The 17635-nt window shown below is 31.4% G+C and carries 16 protein-coding genes; 2 read left to right on the top strand and 14 right to left on the bottom strand.

Translation table 11 applies throughout. From position 1 onward, the window contains the following. Positions 1 to 156: 156 nt before the first annotated feature. Complete coding sequence (locus tag A6B44_RS03625) at positions 157 to 1275, top strand: nicotinate phosphoribosyltransferase (protein WP_213156551.1); 1119 nt, start codon at positions 157 to 159, stop codon at positions 1273 to 1275. Positions 1276 to 1277: 2 nt separating this feature from the next. After that, positions 1278 to 2039 (top strand): NAD(+) synthase, encoded by a 762-nt coding sequence (nadE, locus tag A6B44_RS03620; RefSeq protein WP_218061388.1) that lies wholly within the window; start codon positions 1278 to 1280, stop codon positions 2037 to 2039. Positions 2040 to 2043: 4 nt separating this feature from the next. Here the strand turns inward: nadE and A6B44_RS03615 are convergent, their stop codons facing one another. The 14 genes from A6B44_RS03615 to A6B44_RS03550 form a co-directional block, all read right to left on the bottom strand. Further along, positions 2044 to 2388, bottom strand: a complete 345-nt coding sequence (locus A6B44_RS03615; protein ID WP_090922279.1) for a helix-turn-helix domain-containing protein — start codon at positions 2386 to 2388, stop codon at positions 2044 to 2046. Beyond that, positions 2372 to 2620 carry a type II toxin-antitoxin system RelE family toxin gene (locus tag A6B44_RS03610; RefSeq protein WP_090922281.1) on the bottom strand — a complete coding sequence of 83 codons (249 nt, stop codon included), beginning with the start codon at positions 2618 to 2620 and terminating at the stop codon, positions 2372 to 2374. Before A6B44_RS03610 ends, A6B44_RS03615 begins: the two co-directional genes overlap by 17 nt. A gap of 111 nt (positions 2621 to 2731) precedes the next feature. Continuing rightward, complete coding sequence (locus tag A6B44_RS03605) at positions 2732 to 3190, bottom strand: hypothetical protein (RefSeq protein WP_090922283.1); 459 nt, start codon at positions 3188 to 3190, stop codon at positions 2732 to 2734. 137 nt (positions 3191 to 3327) lie between these two features. Beyond that, complete coding sequence (locus A6B44_RS03600) at positions 3328 to 3783, bottom strand: NTF2 fold immunity protein (RefSeq protein WP_090922285.1); 456 nt, start codon at positions 3781 to 3783, stop codon at positions 3328 to 3330. Positions 3784 to 3880: 97 nt separating this feature from the next. Then, on the bottom strand, positions 3881 to 4330 hold the full coding sequence (locus A6B44_RS03595; RefSeq protein WP_090922287.1) for an SMI1/KNR4 family protein: 450 nt from the start codon (positions 4328 to 4330) through the stop codon (positions 3881 to 3883). 112 nt (positions 4331 to 4442) lie between these two features. Then, positions 4443 to 4766: a hypothetical protein gene (locus A6B44_RS03590; protein WP_090922288.1), complete on the bottom strand. Its 324-nt coding sequence runs from the start codon at positions 4764 to 4766 to the stop codon at positions 4443 to 4445. 71 nt (positions 4767 to 4837) lie between these two features. Next, positions 4838 to 5332 carry a hypothetical protein gene (locus A6B44_RS03585; protein ID WP_090922290.1) on the bottom strand — a complete coding sequence of 165 codons (495 nt, stop codon included), beginning with the start codon at positions 5330 to 5332 and terminating at the stop codon, positions 4838 to 4840. Between the two features lie 148 nt (positions 5333 to 5480). Then, positions 5481 to 7403 (bottom strand): WG repeat-containing protein, encoded by a 1923-nt coding sequence (locus tag A6B44_RS03580; protein ID WP_090922292.1) that lies wholly within the window; start codon positions 7401 to 7403, stop codon positions 5481 to 5483. Between the two features lie 18 nt (positions 7404 to 7421). Next, positions 7422 to 8318, bottom strand: a complete 897-nt coding sequence (locus A6B44_RS03575) for a tetratricopeptide repeat protein (protein ID WP_176673459.1) — start codon at positions 8316 to 8318, stop codon at positions 7422 to 7424. Further along, positions 8293 to 10119 carry a WG repeat-containing protein gene (locus A6B44_RS03570; RefSeq protein WP_090922296.1) on the bottom strand — a complete coding sequence of 609 codons (1827 nt, stop codon included), beginning with the start codon at positions 10117 to 10119 and terminating at the stop codon, positions 8293 to 8295. Before A6B44_RS03570 ends, A6B44_RS03575 begins: the two co-directional genes overlap by 26 nt. 169 nt (positions 10120 to 10288) lie before the next feature. Continuing rightward, complete coding sequence (locus A6B44_RS03565; protein WP_090922298.1) at positions 10289 to 12136, bottom strand: WG repeat-containing protein; 1848 nt, start codon at positions 12134 to 12136, stop codon at positions 10289 to 10291. Between the two features lie 325 nt (positions 12137 to 12461). Next, positions 12462 to 14612 (bottom strand): hypothetical protein, encoded by a 2151-nt coding sequence (locus A6B44_RS03560; protein ID WP_090922300.1) that lies wholly within the window; start codon positions 14610 to 14612, stop codon positions 12462 to 12464. Between the two features lie 393 nt (positions 14613 to 15005). Beyond that, positions 15006 to 15773, bottom strand: coding sequence for a hypothetical protein (locus A6B44_RS03555; RefSeq protein WP_143054825.1), 768 nt, complete (start codon positions 15771 to 15773; stop codon positions 15006 to 15008). A gap of 175 nt (positions 15774 to 15948) precedes the next feature. Then, a complete protein-coding gene (locus A6B44_RS03550) occupies positions 15949 to 17367 on the bottom strand; it encodes a WG repeat-containing protein (protein WP_090922303.1) in 1419 nt (472 codons plus the stop codon). Positions 17368 to 17635 lie beyond the last annotated feature (268 nt).

The raw sequence follows: 17635 nt of genomic DNA, 5'->3' as shown, positions 1-17635 counted from the left end.
CTTTTTTTTTTGATAATAATATAAGGATAGAGTATATAGGATAACGAAATATTTATCTCTGTTTTTATAAATACTTTACATTTACAACAAACAATTTGAAAAGTTCTCATTTTTTGAATAAAATATTATCCATTACTGTTTAAATAGTGAGTAAATATGACAAATATAAAAGAACAAAAGCTCAAACAACAAGGTAAAATTAAACGTCTTACCAATAAAACCTTTAAATTTGATGAACGTGTAGGTGAGGGTTGGTTCTCTGCGGTTTATTTTTTAAAAACAGCCCAAATTGCACAGGCTAACTTCCCCAAAGATCGAGTTACTATGCAATTTTTCCAAAAGAAAAATGCTATTTTATGTGGTATTGATGAAGCGGTGGCTTTATTACATTGTTTTGCAAAAGAACCTGAAACCTTAACCATTCACGCATTAAATGATGGCGATAAAATTTCACCTTATGAAAGTGTGTTAACCATTGAGGGAGAATACGATAAATTTGGTTATTTGGAAGGGATTATTGACGGTATTTTGGCTCGTAGAACTTCTGTTGCGACTAACGTTTATCAAATTGTACAAACAGCAAATAATAAGCATATTATCTTTATGGGCGATCGTGATGATCACTTCTCTCAACAAGCTGGTGATGGCTATGCAGCCTTTATCGGAGGCTCCTCTGCTCAAGCCACTTATGCGATGAATGAATGGTGGGGCGAGCAAGGAATGGGTACAATGCCTCACGCCTTAATTCAGCTATTTGGAGGCGATTTGGTTGCCGCTTGCCGTGCTTATAAAGAGCAATTTCCTGATGATCATTTAGTGGCTTTAGTAGATTATCATAATGATGTCATCAATGATTCTTTATTAGTGGCAAAAGCCTTTGGTAAAGAGCTATACGGCGTTCGTGTAGATACCTCGCAGCAGATGATTGATAAATACTTCCTTGATAATCCACAAGAATTGGGTAAATTCGATCCTCGTGGTGTCAATAAACGCTTAATCCAAGTATTACGCAAAGCCTTAGATGACAATGGTTTTCCTTATGTGAAAATTATTGTTAGCGGTGGTTTTAGCGTGAAAAAAATCAAAGAGTTTGAAGAGGAGAATGTCCCTGTTGATTCTTATGGCGTAGGCTCATCATTATTAAAAGTCAATATTGGTTTTACAGGTGACTGCGTATTACTTAATGGTAAACCACAAGCAAAAGTGGGACGAAATTATGTCAAAAATCCTCGTTTAGAGTTAGTTGACTTTCCAGTAAACAAACAGAGTAAATAAAAATGAAAGCAAATTGGAATGTAGCAAAATATGCTGATTATTTAGTAAGTTGGTTAGAAAAACAACGTATAGAAAACTATAATGCGAACGGCTATACCATTGGTATTAGTGGAGGGATTGATTCTGCTGTTGTCGCTTGTTTATTAGCAAAAACAGGGGCAAGAGTGCAAGGTATTGCTCTACCAAGTGCAAATACCCCCGCTATCGATATAGAGCAATCTCAAGAATTAGCGGAGAGTATTAATTGCCCACTATTAATTAGCCCTATTACGGACATTTATGATACTTTTATAAAAAGTATGCAGCCACTATTTAACGACCAAGCGGAACGCCAAAATGTGATTTCAGGTAATGTTCAGGCAAGATTACGAATGATCGCCCTCTACGCTCACGCACAAAGCCATAATCATATTGTGGTAGGCACAGATAATGCGGCTGAGTGGCATATGGGATATTTTACTAAATTTGGTGACGGCGGTGCCGATATTCTCCCTTTAGTTCATCTTACCAAAGCCCAAGTTTATGATTTAGCTCGCTATTTGAATGTTCCTCAAAGCATTATCAATAAAGCACCAAGTGCAGGTTTATGGGTAGGTCAAACCGATGAAGATGAAATGGGCGTGACTTATGCAGAAATTGATGCTTATTTACAAGGCGAAACGGTCAGTGAAAAAGCCTTAGAACGTATCAACTTTTGGCACAATCGATCTCATCATAAAAGAGAGCTTGCGGCAGTGCCTGAAAAAGTAACTGTATTTAGTTAGGGAATTAAAAATCTAACTGCTCAGGAGTGATATTTAACACTTTAGCCATCTTTTCTCTGGTTAATTTTGTAAGTTTTTCACTGTTTTCGTGTTTAGAATACCCTGCTTGGCTAATCCCTAAACGATTAGCCATCTCTTTTTGTGATAGCCCTAAATGATTTCTCCACGCTCTAAGAGGTGTTACATTATTATCAAACACATCATCAACAACGGCTTTAGGTACAGCAGTATCAAAATCTATCTTCTGACCATTCTCTCTCAGTTCTTCAAAAAGAGCGTAAGGAATAACTGCAAATGCAGGTAACCCTTTTTCATTATTTATAATTTGTATATTAGTAAGTTCGTTCATCTCTTTTTTTCACCTCTTCAATTGACACAATATTGATAACGCCATCAAAATTAAAAAATACTCTAAACCGCCCTACCCGTAAACGATAAGCATATTTATGATTTTTTAATTTTTTCACATTACTACAAAACGGCATTTTTTCAAGCTCATCAATATTTTGACGAATAATCGCTTGTTCAGGTATTTTTCTCAGTTGTTTTAATGCTTTTATCTGATATATTATTTTATTCATACAAACCACATAATAACCTTAATATAACTTAAATACAACTTAAAGTTATAAAAATAATTCGTTTATCTATCATAAACTTGAAAATTTTTGATAAAATGTCACCACTTAATTTCACCTCTCCAATCTATCAATCAGCCCTTTCAACCCCTCTTCAAAATCTTGTTGTTTAACAATTAAAACATTGTCATTTTCTGCTTGGAAATCAGTAACGTTGTTATAGTAATCACTAGATTCTAAAGGATTAACACTATAACCGCACATTTTTAGGCTATAGCCATAACTTAAAATCAAATCCTGATCTTTTTCTACTTTTAACCCAGCAGTATATTCATCATTAAAATCAATGGGGAGATAAATAATTTGTCCTTCTTTTAATTGGGTGATTTTTTGATACCAGAACGTTAATAATTGAACGAGGGTGTATTTTGCATTCCCTCTTTTTCGTTTTCCCTCAGAAGCTAAGATCAAATAATAACTATCTAATATTTTCTTTCCTATCAACTCTGGGATTTCAAGTAATAAATCATTATGCCCTTTTTGGCTATTTTCTATAATCTCTATATTTATCATTTTTAACTTCTCTATTAAATCGCTATTTTTAGATTAAGAAGGAAAGAATTAACAACTTTTATCCTTTTGCAAATTTTTGAATAAATGTAACCGCTTTGCTTTGTTGCTGCTATTTTAACTTAGCCAAGACGCTATATTTAAAGAGACATGCTTTCCCATTTTTCTTCACCAAACCACTCTTTTTTATCGAACCGCCATTCCCCTTTTTTGAATACGATGGTATAACGGAAATTATGTTTAAATCCATCTAGTTGATTAGTATAGATATGATATTTGTTTTTATTAATTCTCTCTATTTTTTCAATAGGTTGAGTATCTATGGCATACTCAGGAGGCGTTGAGCACATTAAAGATACCATTCTACCAGACTTCAGTTTTAATATTCTTTCCGTGCAATATTTAGAATATATAGCCTCTAAACCATTTCTTCTTACTTCTCTCGATTTTTCGATATCATCATCTGTTAAATCTTCTTTACTCGAAAGCTCATCACTAATAGCCCTATTTTTCAATTCCCATTTATTCATCTCATTAATAAATGCAATTAATTTATTTGTGATCAGTGCAACTGTTTCAGTTTCATTGTTTTCCATAAATACTCCTATTAATATTTAAAGGGTTGTTTAATTTCATCACCCCCTCCATTGTTGTAAATTTTTGAATAAATGTGACCGCTTGTTTTTATTTATTCTAGGCTCTTAACATTGATAAAAACGCTTTAAAATTTTCTGCTACATAAACAATATAAGGTTTATCTTCATCAGATTCTTCGTGAAGCCATAATACAATTCGTGGGTCATCCGTATTTTCAAAATCAAAGCATAAAAAATCCCCACCGAAACAAACGGCAAAAGGACACAAATGCTCATTCAATCTGTCAAAGATTTGATTAAAAACGATTGCGACATCATACCAACCTAATGGATTCTCTTTATAGTCATCGACAAAAGATAAAAATCGCTCTACCACTTTTTCATTATCTCCAAGCGTAAAAAATTTCTCAATCGGTTCTCCACCATTATTTTGTGCCATAAAATCAAGGTATTCTTGAGTAAATGTGAGTTCTACCTCTTGTTCAACAAGAGCAATATGCTCTTTACTGGCAGGTTTTACCCCTGTATTTTTCTTAAAATGTATCATTTTTTAATTCTCTAATTGATATTCATATAACTCTAATGCCAGCTCCCTCACTTCATCATTGTATGATGGATTTTTGGCGATATTTTCTAATAGTGGAAGGTATTTTTTCTTTTCATTCACCTCTAAACAATAACGTATTTTTTGCGCCAATTTTAGTATTAATTTCAATCAATTTTGAATCATAAATGGCATAGTCAGGTGCATCAATACTTTCTATTAAATGAATAAAAGAAAAGTCTTCTTGCATATCTGAAGGACTACGCTCAATAAAACCAAATAACGCATCAATTAAATCCTTTTTTTGCTGTTCCGTTAATGGGTCAATCTCCTCTAAATCTAGAGCAATTTCATCAAAAAATTCTGTGACATCAACATCATAATCATCAATAGTGGTATCAATATTAAAGTTATTGATTTTTAAAAGTATTTGTTGCATTTTTTATTCACCTTACTGTGTTATTTTGCAAATTTTTGATAATATGTTACCGCTTGTTTTTTACATTAACATCAAGGACTTTGCGTAATAGCAATCTCTATTTTAAAGTCTTTGATATACTCTCGTTGCTTGATAGTTTTACCTAAATAATCATAAATCCCTGACATATCAAAACTTAAACCTAGATTTTCCTTATCCAGTTTATACAATTTCTCTATTTTTTCTGCAGGGAAATCTACGCCTACATAACTTGAAGTACTTAGCACACATAGTCCATCGTGGCACTCTTGCCATTGCATTTTAGGAATAGCATATTTCTTGGCAAAGTAATCTTCTACTATTTCTGAATTTTGTGCCTTTATTTTATAGGTTGCTCGAACGAGTTCTATTTGACCATTAACCACCTCACAACCCTCAAAATGTAATTTATTTGCAATATTTTGAGGCGTGTTTGCATATTCTTTCAGCAAATCACTACATTGGATTGGTGAGTTATCTTTATTCAAATACATTAGGCTCATTCCTAAAAATAATGTGGATAAGATTAGTACTAACGTCTTTTTCATTTTTATTTCACCTTATTTATAGCGGGTAGATTGTGTTGAAAATTTGCAAATTTATTTATAATAATCAATTCGCAAATTATCCTTTATAGATCTATTGATTATATTGCAGAGGCGATATTAACAATATTCGTTTGTATATATCTGTCCATTATTCAAATAAAATTCCCTGTTTAATCACATTTTTATCTATATCATACAATGTCCATTTACCATCTTTTTCTATACGGAATACAGGTTCACCGAGAATAACAGAAGTATATAATCTATCAATAGTAGGTTTAATAATTACCTCTCCATTATGTTTAAGAATACTATATTCTTTTTTTCTACCAATTTGATTGAAAGTCAATAGATAACGCTTTTCTATTTTAATAGCATCATATTTTAGCGGTACTATTAATTCACCTTGTTGATTTAAAATACCTGATTTCTCTTTATTCGTTACTATAATTAACCCATATTGAGGTAGTTCAATATTTTCATAGTTCATTGGAATAACAATTTTACCTTTCTTATCAATGATGCCATACCTCCCTTCTGGAGATATAACCTTTGCAAGCCCATTTTTAAATTCATAAATATAAGCAAACTTTTCTGTTAAAGGAATAATTATTTTCCCTGTATAATCTATTACACCAGTTTTATTCTTATCATATACACTAAATTCTGTTGCTCCTGATGTATAGTGACTAATAGGATCGAATATTGCTGTGGTAATAGGTTTATTATTCATAACTTTAATAAAAGTATTATTATCCCTTCCTCGTAATAAAAAATAATTCTCTTTTATTTGTTCAATGCTATGTGGTTTAAAGGGAATAATTACCTCTCCAGTAGGAGTAACCAAGGCCTCTTTATCTTTCTTACGCAAAATAAATAAAGAATGATTATTTATTTTAATTTCACTGATATCTTCGTACTCAATAGGAAATAAGAGAATGCCTTTTGTGTCAAATACTCCATAATACTCTTCATCAAATCTTCCATCTGATCTTGTTTCACGAACAATAAAAAACTTATTGCCTAACAAGTTAAGATCCTCATACTCAATCGGAATAATTAACTTTCCTTTTTTGTCAATTACTCCTTCTTTATCATTTAGCTCTACATTGATAAAATCTTTTGTTAAAAAGTAGATATGATGATACACACAATCAATCGCTAACTTTCCTGAAGGATTAAATAATCCGTAATACCACCCAGTACTATGTTTATCAATTGTACAGTTAGCATTCAGTTGTGTATTTATGGTGTCATTATTGACTTTTTTAATTAAAAGAAGATCTTTTACTTCATTCGCTTTGTTGAGATTAATTATTTCCCTTCTTCCCTTCAAATCGACATAGGCAATATTATTTTTAAATGATTGAATATAATCATATTTATGTTCAAGAATATAATTCCCTTTACGGTCAATCAAGCCTGCTTTCCCATTTACCCAAACACGTGAAACATTATCAAAATCTCTTTCATTAAAGTGACTAGCAGAATCATAAATTAATGGTATAACCTCTTTTCCAGAAGTATCAATAAACCCATATTTATTATTTTCTGATACCATTATTAACTCATTTGGGTCAAATTCACTTGCATCATATCCAAGGTAACTTGATTCCATCGCAAAAATAAATTGCTTACCTCTTTTATCTTTTGTTGCTTTCAATTCAAAAGCATTTCTATTAGCAAACTCAGCCGAATCATACTTAAACTCTGTTAACAACTTACCCATATTATCAATTAACGCAATTTTTTGGTGACCCCAAAAATTTTCTTTGACAACAAAAGCTCGTCCATTATGAAACCGTGTTGCCCAAACGTATTTAATTGGGATAACAATATCTCCATCAGAATTTATATAACCAAATTTATTATCCTTTTCAACTAATGCCAATCCATTATAAAAAGGGTGAATGTTGTCATATTTAATATCTTGAAATATTTTTTTCAAAGATATTTTTGATGATGACGGCTTTTCCAATTCTGCCGTTTCTATTGCAAAAACAGAAAATGATGTGCTAATAATACAAAAAATGATTAAACAGTATTTAGTGGTATTAAATAAAAATTTCATTTATTTTCCTTATCTGAGTTAATTATTAAGGATATTCTTTGTTGTCTGCATTAAATTTAAATTTCTCTGTTTGGTATAATTTGTTGTGGGATAAGAACGACATCGACATTGACGAACTCCTTGCCCTGTTTTATTAAGCGTCGTAAGCCTATGATAAACATTTTCATATTCTTTTGCGTTAACTTTTTCAAAATATTCCACCGCTTTGTCAAAATTCACATTAGTACCTATGCCGTACAAATAATAAACGCCTAACAAATATTCTGCCTCAGTATATTTCTGTTTTGCGGCTTTTAATGCCCAAGAAAATGCTTTTTGATTAGCCTCTACACCGCTTTCTTCCGTGTAGTAATATTTACTTAAATCATATTGTGCTTGGCTATACCCACCTTCTGCTGCACGCTTTAACCACTCCATTTTTTTGTCAAAAGATTGCTTAACCCCTCGACCAAAATGATATAAATAAGCAAGTTCATATTGAGCAATAAGAGAATTATTTTCTGCTGCTTTATTCAACCATTTTAATGCTTCAGAATATAAAGGTTTAGATTTTTTTAAATAAGAAAGTGCTAAATCATATTGAGCATCTAGGTTACCATTAGTTGCTTGCACCTTTGGTAATTCAGGTTTATATTGTTGTTTTTTCAATTTACGACCTTCAATACAAGCCTTTTTCATACCTAAATAACAAAGCTTTCCTAAATGCTTCAACATACGCTGTTGGTCTTTTTTTTGACGTGAATAAATAGTTTCATAACAACCGTGTTTGTATTCCTTCTGACAATAGTCTTGCAAACGCTCAAGAGACATTTCGGAAAGTTCATTTGCTTGAACTTGAAAACAAAACAATAAGCAAATAGTGGAAAGATATTGTTTTATCTTAAATCTTTTACTTTGTGATAGTTTTTCTCTCATAAAGCTTCTTCCCTTTATTATCATAGACGCTCCAAATACTACCTTTATAAGCTACAAAAAAATCATTATCGAGCATTTTAAGGTTATCGTATTTTGGTGGTACAATTTCTTTTCTCTGGGTAAGATTTAGCGCGCCTATACCATCATTACTTTTCACAAAAAGGTATTGTTGCTCTTTTTCGGTAAAACCATTTAATAATTCATTATACTTAGGCTCAATGGCGATTTTTCCTGTTTCTTTGTCTAAAAAACCAACATTAAACGCTTTGGTAGAAATAGTAAGAAGATTATCTGGAATAAAACGTCTATTAACACTTTTATAAATAGTAAAACTTGGTTCTGTAACGACATTACCTTTAAAATCCATCACTCCCCAATCACTTACCTTTCCTAATCCAAATAAGGTTTTTTTCCTAAAAAGTAATTTATCATCAGAAAGATATCGCATACTTTCATAATCAAAATCTAATACTGTTCTTTTATTGTTATCAATTAATCCCCAGTTGCCTTTTTCTTTCTTCACAGCCAATAGATTAGAAGAAAGCACAAAACCCTTTTCATATTCAGCTAAATTTATTTTATTACCCGCTAAGTCCATTCTCCCTTTGTCTTTATCATTAAGCTCATAAAAAAACATCGGTGGAGAAAACCAGAGTCTTTTATAAATCGCTGGGGCTATTACTTTCCCCGTCGTATCATAGGCGCCATATAAGCTGTCAGCAGTAGCGACTTTAATAAAACCACCTTCCATTTTAGAAATATAAGGATATTTCACTGGAATGATTTCTTTCCCTTCTTTGGTAAACAAACCATACAACTCACCTTTCTTCACTTCTAAAAGATCTTTAAAATCATAATCACCAGCAATATCATCATAGTTATTATTAACAAATAGCTCTTTAAATTCTCTATTTATGATCTTAGTTTTACCATTTAATTTAAGCTCAACTAAGTCCTTAGTTCTATCAACCAAGCCTATATCTTGATATTTTGGAGGAATAATTTCTGTTAGATTTTTATCTAAAAATCCTTCTCGATTATCTAATCGAATAAGCGCAATATCTTTGGAAAAAGCTGAGTAATTATAATTTTTAATTTCATCATATTGTGCTTTTAAAATAATTTTGCCCGTTTTATCCATTATTCCCCATAGGCGTTGTTGCGTTTCAAAGGCAATATAGCCCATATCTAAGACTCTAAAATTACTATACAAACAAGGTACTACTTCTTGTCCATTTAGATCAATAAAACCAAGTTTGTCATACCCTTTTTTTACTTCAGCTAAGTCAAATTTATTAAATTTTCTAATCTCTTTATACTTTCCAACAGGAACTAAAACTTTATTAGTTGTGGTGTCAATCAACGCATACTTATTATAGTCTTTATTTTCTATTTTCCTATTTTTATAGATCACATCGTTTTTATTAACTTCAACTTTATTACCTTTATGATCGACTAAATAATATTCCCAGTTATCATGATCTTTTAATTGCACCAATTTATCATCATAAATATCGATAAAACGATGATTAGTTTCTAATACAACCTTTCCATCATTATCAGTAAATGTAACTTTATTTTCTGTTCTACTAATAATTACATCATCAAATATGGCTATAATCTCACCATCCATCAAAGGAGTCATCAACTTACCTGCTTTATCAAGCACACCAATTTGATTGTTTTTATACACGACTAAATGATCATCAATAGAATCGATGTCCTCATAAGGTAAAAAAATCGTTGCTTGGCTAACAGAGATAGCACTCAACATTAGGGTTGTTAATAATAATTTTTTCATTTTTTAATCTCCGATTTTTATTAGCGGTGGTAAATTTATTCATCTATTTTTAAAGGTATTAAGTTAATTTTTTCGAATTATCCGCTCATGTATTCCATATTATCCACCAATATATTCCAGATTATCCGCAAACATATTCCGAATTATCCGTAATTTAAGAAAGTAGTATTTAAGGATTTGGGGATTCATCTTGTAATTTCTCATTAGTATATAACGCCTTACCCGTTGCGATATCATAAATCGTCCAATACAGCTCTCGTCCAACAAGATAATGGATAATGACTATATTATTTTCAGTACTATAATCATAACCTCTAAATTCTGTTTTAGATTTAAAAGGCGTTATCTGTTTTCCTTGTTTATTAAATAAGGCTATTTCCTCTTGCTGAGTGACTTCAATAATCGTTTTTCCTGCCATTACCCTTGTATATTTTGCAGGGATCACCTCATTACCATCAAAATCGAATAAACCATAAAGTCCTGTTTTTTGATCTTTTACTACAAGGCTCTCCATCGAATATATAATACTCACCAATTTTGTGTCAAATAACGGGCTAACGGGTTGAGAATGTATATCGATTAATTGCCATTTATCACCAAGATAAGCAAGACCTCTTGATTCTGAATAACAATCTAACCACTCTAATTTGTCATATTTTGCTTCCACTTCAACTTTTCCATTAAAATCAACCACGCCATATTTATTGCCTTTTTTAAATAATAAATTTGCAGTTGTCCAACTCAGTAATTGATCGTATATCGGTTTAATCAACTCTTTACCCTGAGAGTTGATAAAGCCATATTTACCATTTTTAGTTACAATCATATTGCCATTATAACAATCACCACAGTAATGCCCTTTTATTGCATCATAGCGGTCTAAGGTAGTGAAAATTTTGTAAGGAGGACGTATATCCACAAGATAATTTTTCCCCTTATCTTTTATGGCAAAATATTTTTCCCCTACAAAATAAACTTTATCTACCCCTGATTTCCAACCAATTTCTTTCCCTTCATTTCTTGTTAAAATATGCCATTTTTTGTCAACACTTTGTTGAATATCATATCCATTAGAATTGTAAGCCATATCGGGAATATATTGCATTGGCGTGACAAGTTCGCCTTTTGTATTGATACGTCCTGCTAGATCACCTTGTCTCACATCCGCAGTTGTATCCCGACTAAAATAACCAATCGCATCATAAGTTGGTGCTAGAACCATTTCACCTTTAAAATTAAATAAACCGATTTTATTATCTTTTTTTACGGTAATTAAATCCTGCCCCACAAAACTTTTATGGTTATAGCCAAAAGGCACAACAACCTTGTTGGTTTTAGCATTAATAATAGAAAATTCCCCTTTTTGACGCACTAATAGGAAATCCTCTTGTAGAGGCTTCACCTTATCATAAGCAACTTTATCAACCTGCTTTGTTTGTGTATCAAAGAAATGCCAACGCCCCTCTATACGAACCATCACCGTATTATCTGCAAAATATTCAATTTGATCAAAACCTGAGGGTGTAATAATGTTTCCATCAGCATCAGCCAATTTATAAAGAGAGTCTTTATATAAAATATAACCACTATTTTGAACAATAATTTCCTCATATTCAGTAGGAATAATCGGTTTAAATGCTTTATCTACTACTCCCCACTGATTATTAATGAGAATTTTATAGCTATTATTTTTTTCATTTCTATCGATTGCATCATATTCAAAAGGAACAACAATTTCCCCTTTTTTATTGATCAAGCCACTTTTTTTATCTTTTACTGCAACTGCAAGCCCATCTTTATCGAAATAATCAATATGATCATAAATTACATCAATTATCCTATTACCTTGTTTATCTATAAAACCTGTCTTATAACCCTTATTAACACGGATAAGCGCCGTTTTGAACTGAATATTCACCTTATCATAATCCAAATAGACTGGCTTATCCGTTGCAAATAATGAAAGTGGATAAAATAGCATTGTGCTAAGCAGTAAATGTTTATAATTCAGTTTCATAATGATTCCTTTTTGAAAAAATATTGTTCTATATATAACACAAGCGGTACGATTTTTACAATTTTTTGCAATATTTATACTGTGTTATCTTTTAATATATGAGGGTAATAGATAGTTATTAGAAATACCGAGATTCATTTAGCAACTTTGGGTTGGACGATTTTAAATCACCATTGATTTATGTTAATTGTATACTCAATTAAATTTAAAATAAGATCATTCGATGTTGTTTTCCGTTTCCTGAGTTTGTCGAGAAGCATACCGCACAAAGTACTTATACTTCGACAAACTCAGTAACCGTGCTTTTTTTAAACACTATTCTCAATTACTGTGTTACACATACATTTGGATATTTGAAACATCCCATCAAGCGATTACGTTGCTTATACTTTTCAATGGCTTGAATATTAGGTTTTCCTACTGATGTTTGGAAATTATCTAAATTGAGAATATTGTCATTACCGTCATCTTCTAGTAAATCAATAGAAATCGTTACCTCTTTATTAGTATCACTTTGATACGTTAAAAAGAAAGAGTAGGTTTTTGAGAAGACCCCTGATACTTTGACCCCAAAGGTTGCTTCACGCTCTTTAAATCCTCTTTCCATATCACAAAAAGCTTCTTTGAGACTGCTATTCTTAAAATAACCATCATTTATCTGTTTATCTGCATAATCACTAGGGAACTCGCTCTCATTCCATACTTTGTTACAAGTAAGCTCTTTGGCTTTATCTGATAGTTTATCTTGTAGATTAGACAACGTAGCATTGTAGGTATCTAAATGTTTTATTACATCATAATCTATTTGGCTAAACTGCTCATACTTATTCGCTAGCTCTTTTATTTTTGTATTTATTACATCTAAATCATCTTCATCTAAAAAAGGTTGATATTCTTTTGAGAGGTTAGCACTCATTACTGTATCCATCTCTTGATATTTGCTATCTATGGCATCCCACACGGGCTGATATGATTTCTGTAAATCAGTAAACGCTTTTTTAAAGATGTCACTGTAATAATAACGAGGTTCTAGTCGTAGTTGCTGAGTAAGTTGTTCAAGTTTTTCTATGCCTTCAATATTTTGAGGAAGCATTTCTAATTGTTTTTCTACTTCTGCTGGCACTGTGTTACCAATATTCACGATTTCTTGAACTAATAAATTATCACATCCCTTAATAATCTGCGTTCGTAACTCTCTGTAAGTAATGTTTTCTGCCTGCTTTGAACAAAAATGACCTAATTGAGTAATAGTGAGTTTATTTTCACTAAGTTGCTGTTTACCAACACTTGCCAAATTTTCAGCTACGTTTGGAACAGAAGATAACAAGTATGGCTTAATAAAGTGTTGTTCTGTAAATTCCCGTAGGACTTTAGAAATATAGAAACCCTCTCTTTCTTCATCAATAAATTTATTGCTCAGTTGCTGTGTTTTTAATGCTTGAATATTAATAGGTTGTGACAATTTCTTATTGAGTATCTCAATAAATTGTGGATATGATTGCACCATTTTTTCTATATCTTGCCATTCATTTTTAAGTGTACGGATAATCTTATCATCATTCTTTTTACACGATCTCGCCCACTGTAAAACTTTCTCTGCATACGCACGACTCCACAATGGCTGTGGTAATTTTGTTATCCATCGTAAATCAGTTTGAGAATTAATTCTTCTTGGCATTGATGCCATTTTACATAACTCATCAGCACTTTTTACAGCAAATATCTTAGCTTGTTCAGGGTTATTTCGGTGTAGGAATGCCCAATACAATGTCATATCATCTAACACATTTAATAATTTATACTTGTAATCGTCATCATTATAAGTACTTATTACTTGTTCGATTGTAGCCATCATATCATTAACAATTTGTTTAGCCTCTTTTTCACTGATATTTGGTTGTTGGAATTGCTTACGCATAGCTTCAGGATAATCATCATAAAGTTTAATCCAAGCATTGTTATAGTTTGTTTTTATTGTTTTTTGATCTAATTCAGGCAACCAAGATTCAGGTGGTAATTTCCACCATTTTTGTATACTCAGTACATATTGATTACTTGTTATTGGACGTTTATTTAACGTATCAATTATATCTTGCAATAGATTTACCATCGTATTTTTCACTGGCATCAACGTTGGTTTTTCAGTACAACCAGTATCAATAACTAATGGTTTGCCTTTCCAGATATTTTCAATATTGTGTATTTTATAGTGTTTAATGGATGCTGTACCATTTTTAATATCGGATTTCTTTACTTTAAATTCTGTAGCATCATCAGTAGGATTCCAATAAAACATTACATCTATATCATCACCCTGTGGAATAAAGCGAGCCCACATTACCCAAGTTTTATTATCACTCCTACTTTCTGGGCATTGATACTTATCTGAACGATAGAAAAATTCTTCGGCAAAGGAATTGCTGACACACGAGAAAATAATGATAAAAAATAATAAGATACGATTTCTTGAAAACATTTTATTTACCTCAATCAAAAACAGAATAAATACTAGACTATATTACTCTCTACTAAACCCCTAGTAAATAGCCAATATAAATGAAAACGAGTACCATATTTAAGAACACATCACATATTTTTTAGAACTAAATAATCGTTTTTCTTTACATTCACTGCTTTTATAGCGGTATGATCTTAATCATTTTTTACAAAATTTCTATTCATTACCCTTATTGTAGTAAATTAAATTGAGATTAGTATTCAAAATTGAAACTAAATTGCTGAACCTACCTAAGCACGGCCACTGAGCCTGTCGAAGTGTAAGTGCTTTTTCTTGTATTTTACACGCAACCCTTCGACAAGCTCAGGGAGCGATTACTGTTTTATTCTATATTTAATGCACTATAAATTATTACTTTTCAATAATAGGAAAGATCTCATAGTAATATTTTACTTCCTTATCCGTCACTATTTTTTGTGCTAAACCTGATTCATCGGTAATACCTGTATAAACTTGATTTGTTGTAGTATTAATAATTTTATATTTATACTTAGGATATAACTGTGCTTGTAGAACATACTGTCTGGAATTGCTTTTTTTACTTGTCAAAATACCGCTATCAAATAACAGTTTATGTGTTTTTTTACTATAAAATCTTATCCAATTCTCTTTTAGCTTATCGTAATAATTTAACTCTTCATTATATTGATGACCGTCTAGGGTAAAACTTGCCACTCCATCAATTTGAACTATTGTTTTTAAATAATTAATTGATGTGCCTTTTTTCCATAAAAAACCTTTGCGAGTATAATCTTTATCGAGAATACAATCACTTACCCAAATATTATTTTTATCAAATTCTAACCTTACTCTTGTGTTAGCTTGACAGATAAAGTCTTGAATTGTGGTTGGTTTAGCAAATTTAACATCCACATTTTTTCCACCATTATAATTATATAAATGGGTGATCTCGAAACCACGAAACTGAAAAAATTTATCAAAGATTGCTAGACGAAAGCGATGATAATCAGCATCATAACTTTCTAAATGTGTGTTTTTAGGGAATATAATTCCACCAATTTCAGTAGGTTGGGTTAAAACAGGATTACGTGTTTGGCGATCTTCCTCATTCTTCTTATCAACCTCTTTCATTGTTTGATAATGAATGATTCCCAGCAAACAAATATTCAATAAAACAAAAATCTTAACGGATTGGCATATCAGTTTTTTTTCACTTTTTTGATAAAATGCTTATCAACAATCAATCGGATACAAAAGTATAATAAATACGCAAAGCTTAGCCACGCCAAAATGGGAACGAATATAATATAAATAATACCTAAGGGGGCAAAAATCATTGGTTATCCTGTTTTTTATTTGGCTGCTTTGCAACCACCACGTCACCTTGCATATTCACAAATCCCCATTGATCATCAGGCGTATAAACTTTGGCTAAACCATTTGAAAAAGGGCTGATTTCTTCATAAATAATGCCTGTAAGTTGTTGTCCTTGGCGATTAACAAAACCTTTTAATCCTTGTTCATTTTCTACGATAAAGAGCTGTTTATTGATAATTTGAATATTTTTATATTGTGGTTTAACTAGTTCTTTTCCTGTTTCATCAACAATCCCTTTTTGTTCATCACAACCCATAACAAGAATGGCATTTTCAATACTTTTATCATCATAAGCACAATAATCTAAATTTAACACTTTGCCTGAATAATCCATTAAATTTAGTTTATAGTTATCTCGAACCATAAAATAAGGGGCTAACGGTAAGGCTTCAATTTCAACATAAATTGGTTGAGAAAGTTGCTTTCCTTTAGGTGAAAATAACGCTAATTTTTTATCTGAGGTTATTCCAATATAAAAGCCTTGTTTATTACGTTTAATATCGTCAAACTCAGCAGGAATTAATACTTCCCCTTTGGTATTAACTGCCCCTTCAAATGCACCTTTTTTAACAAAAATAATACCATCTTGTTCAAACAATAAATAGTTATAGCTATCTGGCGGTAAGACTTGTTGTAATTTATCATTGATAAAAATACTTTTTCCTTTACTATTTATTAATCTTTGTAACCTATCTTCTACTTGTTCGGTTAATCTGGCTAATCCTTTAACTTCATTAGGAAAATGATATTTTTGCGGTACAACCTCCTTTCCTTGTAAATCAATATAACCATATCCCCCAAAAAATTCTTCACTTCCTGCCACTATTAACAAGTTATCAGACAATAATGAACTCTGCATAACAAAATATTTAGGTGGTAAAATTTCATTACCTTGTAAATCTAATATTCCCCATAGTCTCCCACGTCTAACAAGAATTACGTTATTTCTATGAAAAAACACTTGGGAATATTTTGACATAAGCCATTGATATTTTACGTATAGATTAGGCGTGTTTTCCCTTTCTACTTGAGGTTCTTCTGCTCTTTCTTTAACGTAATCAAACTGTTTTGGTTCAACCGTTTTCCCTGTTTTATCAATAAACCAATTTTTATATTCATCACCGATTTTCTTTTCAACATAGATTGCACCATTATCGTCTATTCGCATAAAATCATATTGTGGTTTGATTAATTCTGTTCCCTGAATATCTATCAAACCATAGTGATAATCCTTATCCACCACCACAGATAAACCTTGCTTAAATTCAGTAACATTCAAATAAGGCAAATACACCACATCATTTTTTGCAAAAAGTTGTGAAGAAGTGACCGCTAGTAATAGTGCTATCAATGTATTTGTGAGTTTTTTAAACATTTTAAGTTCCTATATCGCTGTTAGGGATGATTTACGACCTATAATTTTTTAATCAGGTTACTGCAAACTATCGATTAGTTTATTCCAAAGTTCAAAAGGAAAGCTACTCTCTTTTGATTGGTATTGTACATTTCTTAAAGAATAGCAGTTATAATCAGCGGAAAATTCATCACCGACACTAGTTGTTCTCCAAGAGTAATCGTCTTGTAAAAAACAGGTGGATAATTGTTTGCTATGTTTAATTTTAAAAGAAGGTACATTTACCTCA

Origin of the sequence: Pasteurella skyensis (assembly GCF_013377295.1) — a bacterium.
Taxonomy (GTDB): Bacteria; Pseudomonadota; Gammaproteobacteria; order Enterobacterales; family Pasteurellaceae; genus Phocoenobacter; species Phocoenobacter skyensis.
The sequence above is the reverse complement of the archived record's forward strand: the minus strand, read 5'-3'. Positions and strand labels throughout refer to the sequence as shown.